At 69.9% G+C, this 17,920-nt stretch carries 16 protein-coding genes and 1 tRNA gene; 11 read left to right on the top strand and 6 right to left on the bottom strand.

Annotation, left to right across the window (positions count from 1 at the left end; genetic code table 11):
- Positions 1-64 precede the first annotated feature (64 nt).
- Positions 65-1,648, bottom strand: coding sequence for a beta-N-acetylhexosaminidase (locus tag ACZ4N5_RS15040; protein ID WP_467757518.1), 1,584 nt, complete (start codon positions 1,646-1,648; stop codon positions 65-67).
- Between the two features lie 118 nt (positions 1,649-1,766).
- Here ACZ4N5_RS15040 and ACZ4N5_RS15035 point away from each other — a divergent pair, with 118 nt between their 5' ends.
- Complete coding sequence (locus ACZ4N5_RS15035; RefSeq protein ID WP_467757517.1) at positions 1,767-2,645, top strand: DUF4429 domain-containing protein; 879 nt, start codon at positions 1,767-1,769, stop codon at positions 2,643-2,645.
- Positions 2,646-2,738: 93 nt separating this feature from the next.
- On the opposite strand, the gene ACZ4N5_RS15030 is transcribed toward ACZ4N5_RS15035, so the two are convergent.
- Entirely contained in the window at positions 2,739-4,322 is a 1,584-nt protein-coding gene (locus ACZ4N5_RS15030) for a purple acid phosphatase family protein (RefSeq protein ID WP_467757516.1), read from the bottom strand.
- Between the two features lie 149 nt (positions 4,323-4,471).
- Here ACZ4N5_RS15030 and ACZ4N5_RS15025 point away from each other — a divergent pair, with 149 nt between their 5' ends.
- Together ACZ4N5_RS15025 and glmS are read left to right on the top strand one after the other, a co-directional pair.
- On the top strand, positions 4,472-4,729 hold the full coding sequence (locus tag ACZ4N5_RS15025; RefSeq protein WP_355850850.1) for a hypothetical protein: 258 nt from the start codon (positions 4,472-4,474) through the stop codon (positions 4,727-4,729).
- Positions 4,730-4,743: 14 nt separating this feature from the next.
- On the top strand, positions 4,744-6,561 hold the full coding sequence (glmS, locus tag ACZ4N5_RS15020; protein WP_467757515.1) for a glutamine--fructose-6-phosphate transaminase (isomerizing): 1,818 nt from the start codon (positions 4,744-4,746) through the stop codon (positions 6,559-6,561).
- 166 nt (positions 6,562-6,727) lie between these two features.
- On the opposite strand, the gene ACZ4N5_RS15015 is transcribed toward glmS, so the two are convergent.
- A complete protein-coding gene (locus tag ACZ4N5_RS15015) occupies positions 6,728-7,291 on the bottom strand; it encodes a GPR1/FUN34/YaaH family transporter (RefSeq protein ID WP_467757514.1) in 564 nt (187 codons plus the stop codon).
- Between the two features lie 179 nt (positions 7,292-7,470).
- Entirely contained in the window at positions 7,471-7,998 is a 528-nt protein-coding gene (locus ACZ4N5_RS15010) for a universal stress protein (RefSeq protein WP_037619095.1), read from the bottom strand.
- 563 nt (positions 7,999-8,561) lie between these two features.
- Here ACZ4N5_RS15010 and ACZ4N5_RS15005 point away from each other — a divergent pair.
- The 5 genes from ACZ4N5_RS15005 to ACZ4N5_RS14985 all read left to right on the top strand — a co-directional run bounded on the left by ACZ4N5_RS15005 (position 8,562) and on the right by ACZ4N5_RS14985 (position 12,215).
- On the top strand, positions 8,562-8,948 hold the full coding sequence (locus ACZ4N5_RS15005; RefSeq protein WP_467757513.1) for a hypothetical protein: 387 nt from the start codon (positions 8,562-8,564) through the stop codon (positions 8,946-8,948).
- Positions 8,949-9,322: 374 nt separating this feature from the next.
- Entirely contained in the window at positions 9,323-10,564 is a 1,242-nt protein-coding gene (locus ACZ4N5_RS15000) for a helix-turn-helix domain-containing protein (protein WP_467757512.1), read from the top strand.
- A 142-nt stretch (positions 10,565-10,706) separates the two neighbouring features.
- Positions 10,707-11,309: an oligoribonuclease gene (gene orn / locus ACZ4N5_RS14995; RefSeq protein WP_467757511.1), complete on the top strand. Its 603-nt coding sequence runs from the start codon at positions 10,707-10,709 to the stop codon at positions 11,307-11,309.
- Positions 11,310-11,417: 108 nt separating this feature from the next.
- A tRNA-His gene (locus ACZ4N5_RS14990) sits at positions 11,418-11,490 on the top strand.
- A 149-nt stretch (positions 11,491-11,639) separates the two neighbouring features.
- A complete protein-coding gene (locus ACZ4N5_RS14985; protein ID WP_467757510.1) occupies positions 11,640-12,215 on the top strand; it encodes a GNAT family N-acetyltransferase in 576 nt (191 codons plus the stop codon).
- A 2-nt stretch (positions 12,216-12,217) separates the two neighbouring features.
- Here ACZ4N5_RS14985 and ACZ4N5_RS14980 read toward each other — a convergent pair whose 3' ends face one another.
- Entirely contained in the window at positions 12,218-13,045 is an 828-nt protein-coding gene (locus tag ACZ4N5_RS14980; protein WP_467757509.1) for a serine/threonine protein kinase, read from the bottom strand.
- Positions 13,046-13,123: 78 nt separating this feature from the next.
- On the bottom strand, positions 13,124-14,179 hold the full coding sequence (locus ACZ4N5_RS14975; RefSeq protein WP_467757508.1) for a LacI family DNA-binding transcriptional regulator: 1,056 nt from the start codon (positions 14,177-14,179) through the stop codon (positions 13,124-13,126).
- A 389-nt stretch (positions 14,180-14,568) separates the two neighbouring features.
- Here ACZ4N5_RS14975 and ACZ4N5_RS14970 point away from each other — a divergent pair, with 389 nt between their 5' ends.
- From ACZ4N5_RS14970 to ACZ4N5_RS14960, 3 genes are read left to right on the top strand one after another with little or no spacing between them, the layout of a single operon-like run.
- Positions 14,569-15,885 carry an ABC transporter substrate-binding protein gene (locus ACZ4N5_RS14970; protein WP_467757507.1) on the top strand — a complete coding sequence of 439 codons (1,317 nt, stop codon included), beginning with the start codon at positions 14,569-14,571 and terminating at the stop codon, positions 15,883-15,885.
- Positions 15,882-16,910, top strand: coding sequence for a carbohydrate ABC transporter permease (locus tag ACZ4N5_RS14965; RefSeq protein WP_467757506.1), 1,029 nt, complete (start codon positions 15,882-15,884; stop codon positions 16,908-16,910). The genes ACZ4N5_RS14970 and ACZ4N5_RS14965 overlap by 4 nt, the downstream gene beginning before the upstream one ends.
- Positions 16,907-17,818 carry a carbohydrate ABC transporter permease gene (locus ACZ4N5_RS14960; protein ID WP_467757505.1) on the top strand — a complete coding sequence of 304 codons (912 nt, stop codon included), beginning with the start codon at positions 16,907-16,909 and terminating at the stop codon, positions 17,816-17,818. Before ACZ4N5_RS14965 ends, ACZ4N5_RS14960 begins: the two co-directional genes overlap by 4 nt.
- Positions 17,819-17,920: the final 102 nt, after the last annotated feature.

The raw sequence follows: 17,920 nt of genomic DNA, 5'->3' as shown, positions 1-17,920 counted from the left end.
GGAGCCCCACGGACAGGCGGGCGCCCCGGAGTACGGTCCTCCGGGGCGCCCGTCGGCATGCCCGCTAGCGGGTCGGCCAGGGAACCTGCGGTGACCGGTAGTAGCCGATGCCCAGGGCGTCCCAGCGCGGTCCCTGGGCGGCGAGCCGCACCTTGTAGGTGTCCCAGTCGTGCGTCGACGCGGGCGACCAGCCGAGTTCGGCGGCCCCGGGGAGCCTCGGGAAGGCCATGACGTCGATGTCGGCGGAGTTCACGATCGTCTCCGTCCACAGCGGCGCCTCGACGCCCTTGACGGCCGAGGCGGGCACGCCGGGGAGGTAGTTCCCCGGGTCCCAGTCGTACGCCCGCCGCACCTCCACCAGACCGGCCCAGTCCTGGCCGAGCGGAGTGTCGGCGGTGTACTTCATGTCGAGGTAGAGCCGGTCCGCGGGCGACAGCACGAGCCCGGTCCCGTTCTGAGCGGCCCGGGCGACCTGCGCCTTCTCCTCGGCGCTGGTGTCGTCGAGCCCCCAGTACTGCGCGATGGCGCCCTTGGCCGGGGTGGCCCCGGTCAGCTGGTGCCAGCCGATCACCTTCTTGCCGTACTTGGCGACGAGGGGCTGCACCTTGTCCATGAAGGTCACGTAGTCGGCGTGGCTGGTGGAGTGCGCCTCGTCACCGCCGATGTGGAGGTATGCGCCCGGGGTGATCGCCGCCAGCTCGCGGATCACGTCGTCCACGAAGTCGTACGTCAGCGGCTTGTTCACGCACAACGAGGAGAAGCCGACGTCCGTGCCGGTGTAGAGCGGCGGCGCGACGCCGTCGCAGTTCAGTCCGGCGTACGAGGCGAGGGCCGCGTTGGTGTGTCCGGGCATGTCGATCTCCGGGACGACCTCCAGATAGCGCGAGGCGGCGTACCGGACGATCTCGCGGTAGTCGGCCTTGGTGTAGAAGCCGCCCTGTCCGCCGCCGACCTGGGTGGAGCCGCCGTGGGCCGCCAGCCGCGGCCAGGAGTCGACGGCGATGCGCCAGCCCTGGTCGTCGCTCAGGTGCAGATGCAGCTTGTTGACCTTGTAGAGCGCCAGTTCGTCGATGTAGCGCTTGACCTGGGCGACGGTGAAGAAGTGCCGGGAGACGTCGAGCATCGCGCCGCGGTAGGCGTAGCGCGGGGTGTCCTCGATGGCGCCGCCGGCGATCAGCCAGGGTCCGCGCTGGACGGAGTTCTTCTCGACGGCGGCGGGCAGCAGCTGACGCAGGGTCTGCACGCCGTGGAAGAGACCCGCCGGCCGGCCGGCCGTGATCGTGACGCCCGACCTGCCGCTGTCGAGGCGGTACCCCTCGGCGCCCAGTCCCCTGCCGCCGAGCCGGAGCCGGATCGCTCCCGCGCCGTGCGAGGTGACCGGCAGCCGGTAGCCGGTGGAGGGCCGCAGGATGTCCGCGAGGTAGTCGCCGACCGTGCGGACCTCGCGCGAGTCGTCGACGCGGATACGGGTGTCGCCGGTGATGCGGTACGGGGATCCGCCCGGCTCGACGGAGGCGGGGGCCGGGACGACACGGCCGAGCGGAGCGGCGGCCCGGGTGTGCGGTGCCGCGCCGACGAGGGAGATACCGGCCGCCGCCACGAGCAGCAGCGTACCGAGAAGGCGGGGCGTTCTGTGGTGCTGTCTCACATGCGCTCCCTTCGGTGCCCGGCGAAGGCCCTCGGCCCGTCCTCGGCCGCGCCCTTCGCCGTGCCCTTCGAATTGGTCGAGACCACTCTCCCGCAGACGCGGTGGAACAATCCCCGTCATGGCGGAAATCATCCAGCGGGACGGCACGTGGATCTTCGACGGGGACGCTTTACGGCTTACCCCCGGGCGGGACAAGAACGTCAGCCTGCTGCGCCGGACGCTGGGTGAACTCACCGTGCCGCTCGGCGCGTTGGCGGGTGTCTCGCTGGAGCAGGGCAGGAAGGCCGGGCGGCTCAGGCTCCGGCTGCGCGACGGCGCCGACCCGCTGCTCCAGGCGACGAACGGCAAGCTCGCGGAGCCCAACGACCCGTATCAGCTCACGGTGGAGGCCGACCGTTTCGGCGTCGCCGAGTACTTCGTGGACGAGGTCCGGGGCGCGCTGCTCCTCGATCAGGTTCCGTCCGACGCGGTCGGCGGCTATCTGCTGCCCGGCCCGGCGGTGCCGCTGTCCGCCTGCGCCGGTGACGGCACGGCGAGCTTCGACGGCGAACGCGTACGCCTGGAGTGGAACTGGAAGACGGAGGACGCGAAGTCCGCGTCGGGCGCCCGGACCCTCGCCCTCGACGACATCACGGCCGTCGAGTGGCGTCCGGCGGCCGGGCTGGAGAACGGCTGCCTGCGCTTCACCGTGCGCGGCGCCGACACCAAGGCGCCGCCGAAGTACGACCCCAACTCCGTGGAGCTGTGGGGCTTCAAGAAGGACCCGCTGATGGCGTTGGTCGCGGCGGCGGTGCAGGCGAGGCTGCCGCATCCGGCGGCGGTGGAGGACCGGACGACCGAGGAGCCGGCCTGGGAGGCGGCCCCCGAGCCCGGACCCGAGGCCGACCACGACGCCCTCCTGCGCAGGCTGCGCGAACTCGGCGAGCTGCACAAGGAGGGCGTCCTGACGGACGAGGAGTTCACCCTGGCCAAGCAGGCGGTCCTCAAGCGCCTGTAGGAACGGACGCTCGAGGACCACCGCTCGCGGAGCCGGCCGCCGGCCAGGGAGGCGGTACGCCCCGCCTTCCGGGCGTACCTGTGTGCCTGTGTGCTACTTGGCCCGGCGGGCGATCGTGAAGTGGTCGACCTCCGCACCGGTCTCGGCGATGCCGCGGATCTTCAGGGTCGCGAGGCGGCCCTTCGGGGCCGGCTGCACGTCGACGCGCAGGAACGAGTAGTTGAGGTAGCGCACGCGCGACCAGGCGACCGTCTCGTTCTGCTTGCCGTCCTTGAGGTTGATGAAGGAGGCGACGGACTCGACCTCGTTCTCCTTGCCCTCGTAGGACTCCGGGGCGCTGAACGCGTACAGGCTGCGGCCGGCCGCGCCCGCCGTCACATACACGACACCGTCGGTCTCCGGGTACGCCGTGCCGCCGATCGGCAGCTTCTTGGTGACCGTGTTCGCCTTGATGACGTCCGTGCGCTCGTACTGGTGGTTGTGGCCGTTGATCACCAGGTCGACGGTGTACTTCTCGAACAGCGGCACCCACTCCTGTCGCACGCCCCCCTCCGAGGCGTGCGCCGTGGAGGTGCAGTACGCGCAGTGGTGGAAGAAGATCACGATGAAGTCGACGTCCCGCGCGGCGCGGTACTTCTTGAGCTGGGCCTCCAGCCACTTGGTCTGCGTGCCGCCGGAGATGCCGAGGTTGGCCGGGATCTCGAAGGAGATGTCGTTGGCGTCGAGCGAGATGATCGCCGTGTTGCCGTGGACGAAGGAGTAGACGCCGGGCAGGTTGGCCTTGTCGGGGCCGTTGTCCGGAAGCGTCCAGCGGGCCTCCTCGCCGCCGTACCCGTTGGGCGAGTACCAGGCCTCCATGTCGTGGTTGCCGTACGCGGGCATCCACGGCACCTGCTTGGCGACCGTCTCGGTCTGGGCGAGGAACTGGTCCCAGATGCGCGAGTCGAAGCCGGTGTCGGTTGCCTTGCCCTGGCCCGCCGGGTCCGCGTACGCGATGTCGCCTGCGTGCAGGTGGAAGGCGGGGTTCTGGGCGAGCAGCAGGGCGTCGTTGGCGAGGCCGTGGTAGCCGACGCCCTCGTCGCCGAAGGCGGTGAAAGTGAACGGCTCGGCGTGCGAGGGCGCGGTGGTGAAGGTGCCGAGCGTGCCGAGGAGGTGGGGCTCGGCCGGGTCGAAGCCCGCGTGGCCGACGCCGTAGTAGTAGGTCTTGCCGGGGCGCAGGTTGGTGAGCTTGGCGTGCAGGTAGTACTGGGTGTGGTCGCCGCTCGCGCCCACACCGGCCGGGGTGTAGAGGGTGCGCACCTCGGCCTCGATCTTGCGCGAGAGGTCACAGGGGTGGGCGCCGATACGGATGTAGGGTCTGCCGACCGCGGCCGGGACCTGCCAGGAGACGGTCATCTCGGTGCGCGGGTCGTTGCCGAAGGCGAGGTGACGGCCGAAGGGGGCGACGAGCGCGCCGTCCACCTTCTCCGTCGAGGTCGGGGCGGCCGTCCGCTGCGTCGGGACCGCGGCCTGTGCGGCGCCGGGTACGAAGGCACCGCCGGCGACGGCACCGATGGTGACGGCGCCGCCTCTGATCATGTTGCGCCGCGAGAACTTGGCGCGAAGGTACTCGTGCTGCTCGGCCATCGTCATCTTCTCGGCGAGCTGCTCGGGTACGCCCATGCGTGGAATGTCCATGGCACCAGAAGTTGCTCCTGGCAATCGACGCGGCGCAAGACGCAGGATGGACAGCCTGTAAACAGCGGACCATAAGAGATCCAACACCTCCTTGCCCGATATCGGGCAGGATTCTTGCGAAACGCCTTCCGGTACCTCAGGATCATCGGGTGCACGACGAACTCGTTGATCATTTGACGCGGTCGACCCCCCTGAACCGGGGCGAGGCGCTGCGAGTGATCCAGGACGTGCTCGCCTACTTCGACGAGACGACCCAGGACTTCGTCCGTCGCCGCCACCGCGAACTCCAGGCCCAGGGCCTGGTGAACGCGTCGATCTTCGAGCGGATCGAGGCGGACCTGAAATATCGCGCGGTGGCGCCGCCGGAGCTCACGCTCAGGCAGCTGCGCCGCATCGTTTACGGCTGAGGGACTCTACGTATATGTGCGGAATCGTCGGATACATCGGCAGGCGTGATGTGACCCCGCTGCTCCTCGAAGGCCTTCAGCGCCTGGAGTACCGCGGCTACGACTCGGCGGGCATAGTCGTGACCTCCCCCAAGTCGGCCGGCCTGAAGATGGTCAAGGCCAAGGGCCGGGTCCGCGACCTGGAGGCCAAGGTCCCCAAGCGCTTCGCCGGCACCACGGGCATCGCCCACACCCGCTGGGCCACGCACGGCGCCCCCTCCGACGTGAACGCGCACCCCCACATGTCCGGCGACAACAAGGTCGCGGTCGTCCACAACGGCATCATCGACAACGCCTCCGACCTGCGGAAGAAGCTTGAGGCCGACGGCGTCGAGTTCCTCTCCGAGACCGACACCGAGGTCCTCACCCACCTGGTCGCCCGCTCCCAGCAGGAGAAGCTGGAGGACAAGGTCCGCGAGGCGGTGCGTGTCATAGAGGGCACCTACGGCATCGCGGTGATGCACGCCGACTTCCCCGACCGCATCGTGGTGGCGCGAAACGGCTCCCCCGTCGTGCTCGGCATCGGCGAGAAGGAGATGTTCGTCGCCTCGGACATCGCCGCCCTGGTCACCCACACCCGCCAGATAGTCACGCTGGACGACGGCGAGATGGCCACGCTCAAGGCCGACGACTTCCGGACGTACACCACCGAGGGCACCCGTACGACGTCCGAGCCGACCACCGTGGAGTGGGAGGCGGCCTCGTACGACATGGGCGGCCACGACACGTACATGCACAAGGAGATCCACGAGCAGGTCGAGGCCGTGGACCGTGTGCTGCGCGGCCGTATCGACGACCGGTTCTCGACGGTCCACCTCGGCGGTCTGAACCTGGACGCCCGCGAGGCGCGCGCGGTGCGCCGCGTGAAGATCCTCGGCTGCGGCACCTCGTACCACGCGGGCATGATCGGCGCCCAGATGATCGAGGAGCTGGCCCGTATCCCCGCGGACGCCGAGCCGGCCTCCGAGTTCCGCTACCGCAACGCGGTCGTCGACCCCGACACCCTGTACATCGCGGTCTCCCAGTCCGGTGAGACCTACGACGTGCTGGCGGCCGTCCAGGAGCTGAAGCGCAAGGGCGCCCGGGTGCTGGGCGTGGTCAACGTCGTCGGCTCGGCGATCGCCCGCGAGGCGGACGGCGGCATGTACGTCCACGCGGGCCCCGAGGTCTGCGTCGTCTCGACGAAGTGCTTCACCAACACCACCGTCGCCTTCGCGCTGCTCGCCCTGCACCTCGGCCGCACCCGCGACCTGTCGGTCCGCGACGGCAAGCGGATCATCGAGGGCCTGCGCAAGCTGCCCGCGCAGATCGCCGAGATCCTGGAGCAGGAGGACGAGATCAAGAAGCTGGCCGCGGCGTACGCCGAGGCCCGCTCGATGCTCTTCATCGGCCGCGTCCGGGGCTACCCGGTGGCCCGTGAGGCCTCGCTGAAGCTCAAGGAGGTCTCGTACATCCACGCCGAGGCCTACCCGGCGTCCGAGCTCAAGCACGGCCCGCTGGCGCTCATCGAGCCGGCGCTGCCGACCGTCGCGATCGTCCCCGACGACGACCTGTTGGAGAAGAACCGCGCCGCGCTGGAGGAGATCAAGGCCCGCAGCGGCCAGATCCTCGCCGTCGCGCACCGCCACCAGGAGAAGGCCGACCAGACGATCCTCGTCCCGAAGAACGAGGACGAGCTGGACCCGATCCTGATGGGCATCCCGCTCCAGCTCCTCGCCTACCACACGGCGTTGGCGCTCGGCCGGGACATCGACAAGCCGCGCAACCTGGCCAAGTCGGTCACCGTCGAGTAGTCGACTGCCGGGCGGTCCGCCGCCGAACGTTCCACCACCGAATGATCCACAGCCGCGCATGTCCCCTGCCCGCGGCCGGACATGAACGATCCCCGTGCGCACCACCCGCGCACGGGGATCGTTCTTGAAGGGCCGGAGCCGCCCAATGCCCCGGCCTGCGCCGAGGTCAGCCGGTGGCCGTCACTCCCCGGCCGGCGGCGCGTCGCGGAAGTGCTGTGGGCCAGTGGGCGAGCGCCGCGGTCGCCGCGTACCAGGCGACCGCGCCGGCCGCGACGGCGAACCAGCCGCCGGCCTTGGCCAGGTCGGCGTTGTCCGCGAAGCGGCCGATGGCGAGAAGCAGCAGGGAGACGAAGAACAGTCCGTAGGTGCCCTGGCCGAGCACATCCCCGCCCGCGAGGGCGAGTGACAGCACGACGAGTGCGAAGAGCAGCAGGAAGAGTCCCGCCGCGTTGTCGGAGACCTGGCCACCGGCCGAGACGGCCCAGGTGAACCAGAGGGCACCGAGTCCCGTGAAGGCCGTGCCGGTGGCCGTGTCACGGTCGCGGAAGGCGAGCAGACCGGCGACGAAGAGCGCGACGCCGCCTACGTAGTGGGCCAGTGACACGGCGTCAGCCGCCGTCACTCCGTCGATCAGGTCGGTGTACCCCAGGCCGAAGGCCAGCAGGGTGACGCCGAGCGCGAGTCTTCCTACGATCGTGGTGGTGCTTCCCGCAGAGACGTCGTTGTCCACGGCGGGCTCCCTTCGTGCGTGTGCAGTTGTGCTGCGCCATACCGGTCGCCGCGTAGGACCGGCGTCCCGTATATGCCCTTCACAAAGGCACAAACACCTCTACGCGCCAGTAGGTTCACGCACTGCACGCGGAACGCCGAACGCTTCCCCGGGGCCGTCCGACCTGGGATGACGGTGCGTCACGGAATGACGATGACGGGCCGCTTGGCGCGCTTGGCGAGCCGTCCCGCGACCGAGCCGAAGATGCGCCCGACGATGCCGTGCGTGGAGCCGACCACTATCGCGTCCGCCTCGTACTCCCGGCCCACCTCTTCGAGTTCGTGGCAGATGTCACCGCCGCGCTCGACCAGGATCCAGGGCACCTCGGAGAGATATTCGGCGCAGGCGAGCTCCAGCCCCAGCACCTCGGTGCGGTGGTCGGGAACGTCGACGAAGACCGGTGGCTCGCAGCCCGCCCACACCGTGGTGGGCAGCCGGTTGGCCACATGGACGATGATCAGGCCCGAGCCCGAGCGGTGGGCCATCCCGATCGCGTAGGCGAGGGCACGCTCGCTGGACGTCGAACCGTCGAAACCGACGACGACGCCGTGCTTGAAGGCGGGATCGCAGGAGTGGCGGGGTTCTTCCGCCGCCAGGGGCTCGGCCGCCGTGGGATCGGCGAGCGGGCGCTTGCGGTCCGCGGGATCGAAGAATTCGTGACCGGCCATGGGTGTCTCGGCGTTTGGATCCTCGTGGTGGGGACGACAACGAACGGCAGAGCTGTGTCTGGGAAACATCTTCCCAACCCCATACCCCCAAGGGTACGGCGGCACGCCTCCTCTGCCCAGATCCCGCGCGCCTTACACGGCATTCCAGGGAGCATGCACGAGAGGGCGCCCGTAACGCAATGGTTGCTGCCCCGTACAGGCGGTTTGCGCAAGGCCCCCCGGGAATTTGCTCAGGCTTCCCGCGAACGGGAACTCCCGTCGCCGTACGGAGCCGGGCGCCCCCCTTCCGGACACACGCGGCACCGGCCGGGCAGTGACCGGCCGGTCGAACACGCGTTGAACCGGTCGCAGCCACCGCCATGGAGAACACCCGCCATGGAGAACACGGAGAACACCGGAGTACTAGGGAGCAGCACGTGCCCGGACCCGACACCGCCCCCCATTCCTCCGCCCCCTCCGCCCCGCCCGCTCCCTCCAGCCCCTCCCCGTCGCACGCGGCACCCCCGTCCGGATCGGGAACACGATCCGGATCGCACCCCTCGGCGCCACCCGCGGCGGACACGGTGAGCGATGTGGTCCGCTGGGCGGCGTTCAGCTGCGTCCTGGTCCCGGTCGTTCTCCTCTGGTACGGCACCTCGCTCGCCGGCGCGGCCGGCACGGCCCTGGGTCTCGCGGCCGTGACCGGGATCTGTCTGGTCCTGCTGCGCCAGTCCGAGCGGGGGGCGGCGATCCTGGCCGAGGAGCGACGGGGCGCGTCACGCTCGCGCGCACGACAGCGCACCCCGCGGCAGCACGGACGGCACGTGAGGACCGGCCCGGGGAGCGCGGGAAGCACGGGGGACGCGGGGCGCCGGAGCGGAACGGGACCGAGGGCCGACCCGCGTGGCAGAAGCGGCACGGGAGTTCACCGAGGCGGTCGTCACAGTGGGGGAAACAAGCCGGTCGACTGACCGGTTTGCGCGTACAGCTACGCTTCTTTTCAGCCAACTTCCGGCTGTGGCCCATCCCTTGCTCGAACGACCCCCCAACCCCCGTTCGACCTGCACCTAAAGGGGTACGGAGGGCGCGCGCACCCTACGTGGATTGGCCACTGCCACGAGGCGCACTTCCCTGCGGCGCCCACGAGTGCAACGCTTCGTGATCGAATGCTTCACGCCAAGTTGCCATGTCGACATTCTGCGGAGTACCGAACTGGTCACCTTGGCGCCAGTCGACACAGTAGATTCGATCTTGTCTTACGGCGGGGGACTCGTGCAGGACCGAGGGGAAACGTGCAGGAGCGACACAACCGAGGAGCCGCGACCACCGAGGGGGGCTTAGCAGGATGAGCCACGACTCCACTGCCGCGCCGGAAGCCGCGGCCCGGAAGCTGTCCGGGCGACGCCGCAAGGAGATCGTCGCGGTGCTGCTGTTCAGCGGCGGCCCCATTTTCGAGAGTTCCATACCGCTGTCGGTGTTCGGGATTGACCGCCAGGACGCCGGCGTGCCGCGCTACCGCCTTTTGGTGTGCGCCGGCGAGGAAGGCCCGCTGCGGACCACAGGGGGCCTGGAACTCACCGCACCACATGGCCTGGAAGCGATCTCCAGGGCCGGCACGGTGGTCGTGCCCGCCTGGCGGTCGATCACCTCGCCACCACCGGAGGAGGCGCTCGACGCACTGCGCCGCGCTCACGAGGAGGGCGCCCGCATAGTCGGGCTGTGCACCGGCGCCTTCGTGCTCGCGGCGGCCGGTTTACTGGACGGCCGTCCGGCGACCACCCACTGGATGTACGCACCGACCCTGGCCAAGCGCTATCCGTCGGTGCACGTCGACCCCCGCGAGCTCTTCGTGGACGACGGCGACGTGCTGACATCGGCGGGTACGGCGGCCGGAATCGACCTCTGTCTCCACATCGTGCGGACGGACCACGGCAACGAGGCGGCCGGCGCGCTCGCCCGGCGCCTGGTGGTCCCACCACGGCGGAGCGGCGGCCAGGAGCGCTACCTCGACCGGTCACTGCCGGAAGAGATCGGCGCCGACCCCCTCGCGGAGGTCGTCGCCTGGGCGCTGGAGCATCTCCATGAGCAGTTCGACGTCGAGACGCTGGCGGCTCGCGCCTACATGAGCCGCCGCACCTTCGACCGCCGGTTCCGCTCGCTCACCGGAAGTGCTCCCCTGCAGTGGCTGATCACTCAGCGCGTCCTGCAGGCGCAGCGCCTCCTGGAGACGTCCGACTACTCGGTCGACGAGGTCGCGGGCCGCTGCGGCTTCCGTTCGCCGGTGGCGCTGCGGGGTCACTTCCGGCGGCAGCTGGGTTCGTCCCCGGCCGCGTACCGGGCGGCGTACCGCGCTCGCAGGCCGCAGGCCGACCGGTCCACGGATCCGGACGGCCCGACAGGTCCGGTCGGACCGCCACCGTCGCTGCACCAGGAGCACTCGGGCCCGGTCCCGATGCAGACCCGCCGCACCGCGGCGGCCGGCTCCCTGGGCGCGGCCGCGTCGCTCTCCGCGGAGGCGATGCGGGAGCGGGCGGAGCTGTACGCGGCGAGCAGGCCGAGCCTGCCCGGACAGCGCAGCGCGCCGTAGTCCGGCGGCAGGAAGACGCGCGGGGCCCGCACCTTCGGGTGCGGGCCTCTTCGCACGTGGGCCGGGCCCCGACGCGATCCGCCGCCCCGGCGGGGCGCACGGGCGGGTCCACCGGACCGGGGCGGGCCGTAGGGTGAGACACATGAACGATCGCATGGTGTGGATCGACTGCGAGATGACCGGACTCTCGCTGTCGGATGACGCGCTCATCGAAGTGGCCGCGCTGGTCACCGACTCTGAGCTGAACGTGCTCGGCGAAGGTGTGGACATCGTGATCCGCCCGCCGGACGCGGCCCTGGAGACGATGCCCGAGGTGGTGCGCCAGATGCACACGGCCTCCGGCCTCCTGGAGGAGCTCGCCGGGGGCACGACCCTGGCGGACGCCGAGGCGCAGGTCCTCTCCTACGTACGTGAGCACGTCAAGGAGCCGGGCAAGGCCCCGCTCTGCGGGAACTCCGTCGGCACGGACCGCGGTTTCCTGCTGCGCGACATGGCGACGCTGGAGGGCTATCTCCACTACCGGATCGTGGACGTCTCCTCCGTCAAGGAGCTGGCCCGCCGCTGGTATCCCCGGGCGTACTTCAACAGCCCGGAGAAGAACGGCAATCACCGCGCCCTGGCCGACATCCGCGAGTCCATCGCCGAGCTCCGCTACTACCGCGAGGCGGTCTTCGTCCCGCAGCCCGGCCCCGACTCGGACACCGCCCGCACCATCGCGGCCAAGTACGTCCTGCCCACCGAATAGGCCTTTGACGGGGCCCTGATGGGCCCCGGAAAAAGCCGTGCGCGAGCACCCCTTCGGACCCTGTACACTTTTTCTCGGCCGGTCGGAGAAACACGAAGACCGGACATGGTGGGTGTAGCTCAGTTGGTAGAGCACCTGGTTGTGGTCCAGGTGGCCGCGGGTTCAAGTCCCGTCACTCACCCTGAGTAATCAGCCGGTGACCTGTTGAACAGGTCACCGGCTGATTGCGTTCCCGGACGCCTCGTCGGCATCGTTCCGCCGGGGCTCCGGGAGCCCGGGAGCCTGGATCCGGGAAAGCAGGCGCAAGCCCACAGCCCGTACGCTCCCCTCGTGCGTCACCCCGAAGAACCCTCCGCCCCCGCAGCCCTCCGCCGAGGTCACCCCGCCGAGGCCGGCCCCGGCCCGGTCACCGAGCCGACGACCGCCACCGCCCGGCTCGATCTCCTCCCGTTGCGTGTCGAGCATGCCGAGGAGATGGCCGAGGTGCTGTCGGATCCGGCGCTGCACGTGTTCATCGGCGGGGCGCCGGACACTCCGCAGGCGCTGCGGGCACGGTACGAGCGGCTCGTCGCGGGCTCACCCGATCCCGCCGTGCTCTGGTGCAACTGGGTGCTGCGGGAGCGTACGCGGGGATGCCTGGTGGGGACGGTCCAGGCGACCGTCTCGGGAGAGGTCGCGGAGGTCGCCTGGGTGGTGGGCACGCCCTGGCAGGGGCGGGGATACGCGGTGGAGGCGGCGGGGGCGCTGGTCCGGCACGTGGTCCGCGCGTTCCCCGTCGGAACCGTCGTGGCGCATGTGCACCCCGCTCACCACGCGTCCGCCGCCGTCGCCGCGGCGGCGGGACTCACCGCGACCGACGCCCTCCAGGACGGCGAGGTCCGCTGGGAGCTGACGGCAGGACGGTGACCTCAACGCTCCCGGGACGCCCCGGCCGCCCGCCAGGCGGCCGCGAAGCGGTGCACGTCGGCGAAGCGGTCGTCCGGAGCGGGGAAGGTGGCCCGTTCGACGACCGCCAACTGCCGCGCGGTGCCGCGCCAGGCGCGTCCCTCGTCACCCGCGTCGAGCAGGACGCGGGCGGTGCGGCCGAGGGTGAACACGGTCGTACGGGTGTCGATGACGGCGCCGCGCACGAACTCCTCGGGGGCCATGAACCGTCGTGAGCCCGGCAGCCGTTCGTCGTCGAGGACGAAGGGGCCGGGCCGGTACTCGTCGAGGTCGATGAGGTGGACGGAGCCGGCGGTGAAGTCGTAGAGCAGCGCGCCGTCGTAGAAGTCGACGGCGACATGGCCGGCGGCCTCCACGGCGAGGTGGGCGTCGAGGACCCGGTCGAAGGCGCGCAGCACCTCGGCGGCGGGCAGCGACCGGAAGCGGGACATCGGACTGCCCGGACTCATGCGGTCGTGCGGCCCGCCCGCGGTGGAGTGGTACAGCACCTCGCCCGCGCGCCAGGGCATGACCACCGCCCAGCCGTCCCGCACGGCGATCCGGTGGACCTGCGGGACGATCGCCGTGTGCCGGACGGCCCGGTGAAAAGCCCATCCTCGTTCGAGTGAACAGCGACCGTGTTCGTTGACCGCCTCCTTGACGAACCACCGGGCCCCGTCGAGCAGTCGCACTCCGTACGACACACACCCCGAGTCCTGCTCCCCGAACACCCTGAACACCTCGCCCACCCGGCCCAGATACGGCTCCACGGCGGGCACTTCATCGACTCCGAGCAAGGGATGGAGGACCATGAACGCCAGCCTGCCCTACCCGGCCGCCCGCGAAGGACAGAAGCCGCAGGCCGGACGACCCGAGTGAATCCGGGCGCCCTACGACGATGCCCGCACCACCAGTTCCGCCGGCAGCACCAGCTGCCGCTTCTCCAGCCCCCGGGAGACCGCGGGGCGGCGGTCCGCGATCTCGCCGAGGAGGAGGTCGATCATCGCGCGGCCCATCTCCTCGATGGGCTGGCGGACGCTGGTGAGGGGCGGATCCATGTGCCGGGCGATGGCGGAGTCGTCGTAGCCGATGAGCGCCACGTCGTCCGGGATGCGGCGGCCGCTCTCGCGCAGCACCTGCCGGGCGCCCGCCGCCATGACGTCGGAGCCGGCGAAGACCGCGTCGAGGTCGGGGCAGCGCTCCAGCAGCAGGGACATGGCGCGCCGGCCCCCTTCCTCGGTGAAGTCGCCGGGGACGATCAGCCGGTCGTCCACCACGCGGCCCGCGTCGAGCAGGCCCTGGCGGTAGCCGTCGACGCGTCGCTGGGCGCCGTAGACGTCCATGCGGCCGGCCAGGTGCACGATCGAGCGGCGGCCCCGGGCGATCAGGTGCTCCACGGCCGCGCGCCCGCCGCCGAAGTTGTCGGAGTCCACCGACGGAAGCGTCTCCTCCGCCGAGCGCCGGCCGCTGATCACCGCCGGGATCTCCAGTTGGGAGAGCAGGTCGGGGAGCGGGTCGTCGGCGTGCACCGAGACGAGCAGGACACCGTCCACCCGGTGCGCCGCCAGGTACTGGGCGAGGCGCTGCCGCTCCCGGTCACTGCCCGCGAATATCAGCAACAACTGCATTTCGGTCTCGGAGAGTTCGGCACCGACACCGCGCAGCATGTCCGAGAAGTACGGTTCCGCGAAGAACCGGGTCTCGGGTTCGGGGACGACCAGGGCGATCGCGTCCGTGCGGTTGGCCGCGAGGGCGCGGGCCGCCGTGTTCGGGACGTACCCGAGCTCCGCGACCGCCGCCTCGACCGCGGCGCGGGTCGCGTCGCTGACCCGCGGCGAGCCGTTGATCACCCGGGAGACCGTGCCGCGGCCCACTCCTGCGCGCGCTGCCACCTCTTCGAGGGTCGGCCGCCCACCGCTGCGGCCCCGCGCTCCGTGGACTGCCATGGGCTCCACCTCCCGTCGACACCAAGTTGGCCTGGAATCTAACAGCCTCGTCCGGCGAACCGAGCGACACTGGGCCACCACCCCGGAAGCCCTTGTCGCACCGGGCGGCCGTCTTCGGGCGCCGGACGGGCCATGAGACTCTTCTGGCCACGTGGCGGAATGACATCTTCAGCTAACAGGCCGATAACTGAACGCATCTCTCCGCTCTCCCACCCTTGACACCCCCGCCCGAACCGACGACTCTTCAACACATCACTGGTGGGAGCGCTCCCACAGTACCTGACACATACACAACCCGCACGTTCCCCGCCCGAGCCGCAGCGAGTAACAACGGGCGCCACCAATGCAGTTGGCCGGGGGGTCGGCACGTCAGGCAACAGGAGGACGCAATGCGCACGAGTACCCGCCGGTCCCGCAGGCTGGGGGCCATCGCGGCCGTCGCAGCGATGACCGCAGGGCTGCTGGCCGGCTGTTCCAAGGACTCGGACAGCGGTTCGAACGCGGACGGGGGAAGCAAGGGCAAGACCACGCTGACCATCGGCACGTTCGGGGTGTTCGGCTACAAGGAGGCCGGCCTCTACGACGAGTACATGAAGCTGCACCCGAACATCTCGATCAAGGAGAACGTCACCACTCGTACCGACGTCTACTGGCCCAAGACGCTCACCCGTCTGCAGGCCGGTTCCGGCACGGACGACATCCAGGCGATCGAGATCGGCAACATCACCGAGGCCGTCCAGACCCAGGCCGACAAGTTCGTCGACCTCGGCAAGGAGGTCGACAAGTCGCAGTGGCTGGACTGGAAGACCGCCCAGGCCACCACCAAGGACGGCAAGACGATCGGGCTCGGCACCGACATCGGTCCGATGGCGATCTGCTACCGCAAGGACCTGTTCGCGAAGGCCGGTCTGGAGACGGACCGCACCAAGCTCGCCGCGCAGTGGAAGGGCGACTGGTCCAAGTACGTCGCCGTCGGCAAGGACTACATGAAGAAGGCGCCGAGCGGCACCAAGTTCGTGGACTCCGCCTCCTCGGTCTACAACGCGGCGCTCGGTGGCGAGAGCGAGCGGTACTACGACAAGGACGGCAACGTCATCTGGGACAAGTCCTCGGGGGTGAAGAAGTCCTGGAACGCCGCGATGGCGGTGGCGACCAGCAACATGTCGGCGAAGCTGAAGCAGTTCGACCCGACGTGGGACCAGGGCTTCGCCAAGGGCTCGTTCGCGACGGTGGCCTGCCCCGCGTGGATGATCGGCTACATCGAGCAGAAGTCCGGTGACTCGGGCAAGGGCAAGTGGGACGTGGCGGCCGCGCCGACCGCGGCCAACTGGGGCGGCTCGTTCATCGGCGTGCCGGTGGCGGGCAAGCACCAGAAGGAGGCCGTCGCGCTGGCCAAGTGGCTGACCGCTCCCGAGCAGCAGGCGAAGGTCTTCGCCAAGCAGGCCAGCTTCCCGTCGACCCCGGCGGCGTACGCGACCCTGAAGCCGGCCGCCGACACCACGGCGTACTTCTCCGATGCCCCGATCACGCAGATCTTCGCCGACTCGGCGAAGACCATCCCGGTCCAGATCTTCGGCACCAAGGACCAGCCGATCGGCACCGCGATCACCGACGTGGGCATCCTCCAGGTCGAGCAGAAGGGCAAGACGCCCGACCAGGGCTGGAACGCGGCAAAGGCAGAGATCAAGGACGTGCTCGGCCAGTGACCAGCCCCAAGCAGGCTCTCGCGCAGACCGCGACGAGCGCCGACGCCGCGCCCGGCTCACAGCCGGGCGCGGCCCGGGGCGCTCAGGGTCGCGGTACGCCGGCGCCCGGTCCGGATTCCTGGCGCAGCCGGCTGTACCGCTGGGACATGAAGGCGTCGCCGTACGCGTTCATCGCCCCCTTCTTCATCATCTTCGGTGCCTTCGGACTCGTACCGCTGCTCTACACGGCCTGGTACTCGCTGCACAGCGTGCAGCTGTCCGGCCTGGACCACCAGACCTGGGCCGGCCTGGACAACTACAAGAACCTGCTGTCCTCGGAGTTCTTCTGGAACGCTCTGGAGAACACCTTCACCATCGGCGTGATCTCCACGGTCCCGCAGTTGCTCATGGCACTGGGGATCGCCCACCTGCTCAACTACCGGCTGCGCGGCTCGACCGTGTGGCGGGTCGTGATGCTCACCCCGTACGCCACCTCGGTGGCGGCGGCGACGCTCGTCTTCACGCTGCTGTACTCGTGGGACGGCGGCATGATCAACTGGCTGCTGCACTTCGTCGGGGTCCATCCGATCAACTGGCGTGAGTCGGACTGGGGTTCACAGTTCGCCGTCTCCTCGATCGTGATCTGGCGGTGGACCGGCTACAACGCGCTGATCTACCTCGCGGCGATGCAGGCGATCCCCGCCGACCTGTACGAGTCGGCGGCTCTCGACGGCGCGGGCCGCTGGCAGCAGTTCCGCCACGTGACGATCCCCATGCTGCGGCCGACGATCCTTTTCACCGTGGTCGTGTCCACGATCGGCGCGACGCAGCTGTTCGGTGAGCCGCTCCTGTTCGGCGGTGTCAGCGGCTCGAAGGGCGGCTCCGCGCACCAGTACCAGACGCTCGGCCTGTACATGTACGACCAGGGCTGGGGCATCGGCAACCTCGGCAAGGCATCAGCGATCGCATGGACGATGTTCCTGATCCTGCTGATCGTCGCCGCGATCAACCTGCTGATCACCCGACGGCTGAGGAAATCCCAATGACCACCACTGAACTGACTTCCCCTCAGGCGGAGGCGAAGGGAACCCGGGCCGGCCGGGTCCCCGGACGCCGTCGGGTGCTCGGCGCGGGCAAGCAACTGCATGCGGGCCCGGTCACCTATGGCGTCCTGATCGTCTTCGCGCTGGTCTCGCTCGCTCCGCTGGTCTGGACGGCCATCGCGGCGTCACGCAACAACCAGCGGCTGGCGCAGACACCGCCGCCGCTGTGGTTCGGCGGGAACCTGTTCAAGAACCTCCAGGCCGCGTGGGAACAGGCCGGGCTCGGCACCGCGATGGTCAACTCCACGATCGTCGCCGGAACCATCACCGTCGGTACGGTCGTGTTCTCCACGCTCGCCGGGTTCGCCTTCGCCAAGCTGCGGTTCAAGTTCTCCGGTCTTCTTCTGCTGCTGACCATCGGCACGATGATGATCCCGCCGCAGCTCGCCGTCGTACCGCTGTATCTGTGGATGAGCGACCTGGGCTGGTCGAACCAGCTGCAGACAGTCATCCTGCCCACCCTGGTGAGCGCCTTCGGCACGTTCTTCATGCGGCAGTACCTGGTGCAGGCGCTGCCCACCGAACTGATCGAGGCGGCACGGGTCGACGGCGCCAGCAGTCTGCGCGTGGTGTGGCACGTCGTCTTCCCGGCGGCTCGCCCGGCGATGGCGGTGCTCGGACTGCTGACGTTCGTGATGGCCTGGAACGACTTCCTGTGGCCGATCATCGCCCTGAACCAGCAGGAACCGACGGTGCAGGTCGCCCTCATGGCGCTGGGAACCGGTTACATCCCCGACCAGGCCGTGATCATGGCGGGCGCGCTGCTCGGCACGTTGCCGCTGCTCATCGCCTTCCTCCTGTTCGGCAAGCAGATCGTGGGCGGGATCATGCAGGGCGCGATCAAGGGCTGACCGCCCTCCAGGGGGCCGGGTCACCGCCGCCTCGGCCCCCTCAGTCCCGCCGCTTCTCCCCTCCTCCAACCCGTCGGTCTTCACGACCCCCCTTGGGAGCGC

The organism is Streptomyces sp. NPDC026500 (assembly GCF_055567635.1).
This window is presented reverse-complemented; position numbering and strand designations above follow the sequence as displayed.